Genomic DNA, 3966 nt, shown 5'->3' on the forward strand with positions numbered 1-3966 from the left:
TCTTAAAATAAAGTGCAAAATTTTTTAACTTTATTTAGTTTGTTAAGGTTGTTACGCAAGGAAACAAGTTTGCTTTGTTTGATTAATGCTATAATTCCTATAAATCTTTATCATTTTTAAGGTTACAAATGAAAATTTTATTTCTCTCGCATACAGATTCTAATCTTTATCTTTTTCGTCTGCCTATTATGCTAGCCCTCCAAGCACAAGGACACGAAGTCATCGCGCTAATCCCAAAAGGAGCAGACTTTGATAAATTTGCCCCTCTTGGCATTCAAGCCATTGACTATTCTATCAATCGCAGTAGTCTCAATCCTCTAAGTGCTTTCAAAACGATTCAAGAAATTACAAAAATCTTGCAAAATCTCAAGCCCGATATTGTGCATACTTTTATGCTTAAGCCCAATATTTATGGCGCGTTTGCCTCTTATCTTGCGGGTAGAAAATATGTGATTAACAGCCTTACAGGTTTGGGAAGTTTTTATATTGATGAGAGTCCAAAATCTCGCGCTTTAAGATTCATCATAGAATCCCTCAATCGCCTTGCATTTAGAATTGCCCAAAAAGTGCTTTTTCAAAACAATGATGATTTAGAATTGTATGTGCAAAAAGGAATCGTAAAACGCGAAAAAGCCATATTAATCAAAGGTTCTGGCATTGATACACAAGCCTTTGCACCAATCAATCAAGAATCCTACCACCAAATGCGCCAAAAACTAAGCACAGAATTAAATCTCCCCCTTACACGCGATTCTATCCTTGTGCTAATGGTCGCGCGCGCTATTGCGCACAAGGGAGTTAGGGAATATTACCGAGCCGCAGAGATTCTTAAAGCCAACAACCCACATTGCATTTTTTTGTATGTTGGCGGAGTGGATTTGGGCAATATTTCCTCAATGAATGAGGAGTTTCTGAAAGGCTCCACTGCGGTTATTTATCTCGGGCAACGCAACGACATTCGCTCGCTTGTAGGAGCTTGTGATTTGTTTGTTCTGCCAAGTTATCGTGAGGGGATTCCTCGCACACTCTTGGAGGCTGGAAGTATGGCAAAACCTATCATTACAACAAATGCTGTTGGCTGTCGTGAGGTGGTAGAGAATGGTAAAAATGGCTTTTTGGTAGAAATTGGCAATGCAGAGGAACTCGCACAAAGAATCGCGCAACTAAGTAAAGATAAAGACTTGCGAGCGCGCTTTGGACAAACAAGCAGAGAAAAAATTTGCACTGAATTTAGCACGGATTCTATTGTTAAAAGCTATTTGTCCCTGTATCACTCGGTTTTGGATTCTACCTCTAAGCAATCCTTTGGAATTTACAAAGACTTTATCAAGCCTCTTTTGGATATTTCGCTGGGGGCGATTCTGCTTGCGTTATTTTCCCCTATTTTGCTTGTTGTTGCCTTGCTTATCCGCACGAAGCTTGGCTCTCCTGTGTTTTTTATGCAAGAACGACCGGGCAAAGAGGGCAAGATTTTTAAGATTTACAAATTTCGCACAATGAACGATGCACGCGATGAAAAGGGGGAATTACTCCCCGATGAAGCAAGACTTACACAACTAGGCAAATGGATTCGCAAAAGTAGTTTAGATGAGCTACCACAACTCTTTAATGTATTAAAAGGCGAAATGAGCTTCGTAGGTCCCCGCCCGCTTCTTGTGGAATATCTACCTTTGTATTCCAAAGAGCAAGCGCGTCGCCACGAAGTCAAGCCGGGCATTACAGGCTGGGCGCAAATCAATGGGCGCAATGCAATTTCTTGGGAAGAAAAGTTCGCACTAGATGTGTGGTATGTGAATCATCTTAGCTTTTGGTTAGATTGCAAGATTTTATGGGGGACTTTTTATAAGGTAATTCAACGCAAGGATATTAGCTCTGGCACAAGCGCAACAATGGAGAAATTTCAAGGCAACAAAACGTATTCTTGTAAAGAGTAAGCAAAATGAGAGATGAAGCAATCTAAATAAAAGCCTCTCACAAGAATGAGGCATTCAACACAAACTTGTTTCCTTGCGTAACAACCTTAACAAACTAAATAAAGTTAAAAACCTTTACACTTTATTTTAAGATTCTGTAATATAATGAAAGTTTAAACTTTAAAAAGAGAAATAATGAAAAAGCTAGTCTTAGGAACTTTGTTAAGTTTAGGAATCTCAAGCATACTCTTTGCAGAAGTAGATTTCATCGCACTTGCAACCAATGGAGAGTTTAACGAACAAAGTGCAGGTGTAAAGGTTTTAAATGATGAGGAGATGAGCCAAGTTGTAGGCGGGGCGTATCTTTATGAAATTGAAAATGGGCGCACCACAGTGCCAGAGGTTGTGATACATCAATATGGCACAGCCAATAATTCAGGCACAAGAGTATCTTATACAGCATACTATGACTTTAAACCTGATACTAGTGAGCAAAATCCAGACAGATACCAAGAACAAACTGCCTACGGACTTCTTAATGTAGATGATGGAAGCGGACGCTATAAGCCTGTTGTTTCTGCGACTTTAAATTTACTTACCAATCAAGTAAGTGTTTCCATTATTGGTATGAATCAATATAATCCTGTCTATACAAGAAGCGCGGATAGATATTATGCAGATAAAATACTTACAGATAATAAGACTTCGCTTATGAATACAATCAATGGTGTAATTAGAAACCATGCACAAACATATTTGAAGAATCATTAAATAGTTATGGAACATATTTTGCTTACTCTTTAATAATTAAATTAAGGGGTAAGCAATGTCAAATATTGCTAATTTTAATTCTTATGGTAACTATTCAAATATCTATTTATATAACAACTCTCGCACGAACGACAAAACTAATAAATTAGACAACAATATTTCCTCAATGCAAACAGGCGGAAGCCAACAAAGCAATGCTTTAAACAATGATGAAATTCTAAATAAAATACAAAACCAAACGCACTTTTATCAAGAAGCTTGGAGAAAAAATATTGATAGCTATACAACAAACAATAACTTTAGAGATGCGTGGTTTGATGTTCGTGCTGTATCTGACGGAGAGCAAATAGGACTAAGAAATGAAAGTTTTGTTAAAGAAATTGAATCCAAAATGCAAGAAAAAGTAAAAGATAATATTACAAGTAAAGATGTAGAAGAAGCACAAAAATTTTTAAATGAACAAATGGATTCCATTATGCTTATGATTTATAAGTCCAATCCTGAAGTTATGGAAGACACAATGGAGGGAGATTATAAGTTTTACGCTAATAATGGGTTAAATAGAACAATCAATGTTGATCATATTGAAGTGGCAAGAGACTACCCAGAATTAAAGTTTGATAATCATTTATCAAGCCTATTTTAGCATATGGAATAAGGACAGAAAACAATGATTTAGACACAAGGTTTGAAGAGTTTTTAAAAAACATTCAAAACAATATCCAAGATAAAAAAAATAGGCGGAGATATAGGAGAATATGTAAAAAAAGGAGTTGCTGCTTATAGATATGAAAAAATGCAAATGAGTGGTTGCAATTTCTTCAGACAAGTTACAGATATGCTATCCCCTGCATTACAAGAACAAATCACAGATGCGATTGCTCAAGTAATGTCTTTTTATTCTCAACCTAATTCCATAGAATTTAATGGGGTTAAAATCTCTTGGGAAACACAATCAATTACTGATACTTATGGTGCTTTTTATCATAGCTTTGCGGATATATTTTTGGCAAACATAGAGATAAAATATTCACAAGATTTTAGCGACACCACTAACGACCTCCTTCTTTCTCTTGCTTCTAACTTTGATTCCTCTCAAACTTTCTTTGAAGTCTTAGAGCAAAGAGAGAAACTAGGAAAAGAGAATAGATTTAAAAAATAAAGAAGCTTTCCTTGCCTATGGAATCCCTCAAAACACCTTTACCAAATCTAATTCCACAGATTCTATAATGCAAACCTTGCTTAAGGAATCTAAAGAGGCTTAAAAAGAGAGATTATAAAC

Annotated in this window: 4 protein-coding genes and 1 pseudogene; all 5 read left to right on the plus strand. The window is 36.2% G+C overall.

The window, feature by feature from the left end; all coding sequences use genetic code 11:
• Positions 1–128: 128 nt before the first annotated feature.
• Positions 129–1250: pseudogene (locus K2N75_RS06005) on the plus strand (glycosyltransferase family 4 protein); the annotation flags it as partial.
• Positions 1251–1310: 60 nt separating this feature from the next.
• A complete protein-coding gene (locus K2N75_RS06010; RefSeq protein ID WP_300120156.1) occupies positions 1311–1934 on the plus strand; it encodes a sugar transferase in 624 nt (207 codons plus the stop codon).
• 174 nt (positions 1935–2108) lie between these two features.
• Positions 2109–2684, plus strand: a complete 576-nt coding sequence (locus tag K2N75_RS06015; protein ID WP_300120153.1) for a hypothetical protein — start codon at positions 2109–2111, stop codon at positions 2682–2684.
• Between the two features lie 55 nt (positions 2685–2739).
• Positions 2740–3330 (plus strand): hypothetical protein, encoded by a 591-nt coding sequence (locus K2N75_RS06020; protein WP_300120154.1) that lies wholly within the window; start codon positions 2740–2742, stop codon positions 3328–3330.
• 156 nt (positions 3331–3486) lie between these two features.
• Positions 3487–3846 (plus strand): hypothetical protein, encoded by a 360-nt coding sequence (locus K2N75_RS06025; RefSeq protein ID WP_300120155.1) that lies wholly within the window; start codon positions 3487–3489, stop codon positions 3844–3846.
• Positions 3847–3966: the final 120 nt, after the last annotated feature.

Origin of the sequence: Helicobacter sp. (assembly GCF_029067145.1) — a bacterium.
GTDB lineage: Bacteria > Campylobacterota > Campylobacteria > Campylobacterales > Helicobacteraceae > Helicobacter_D.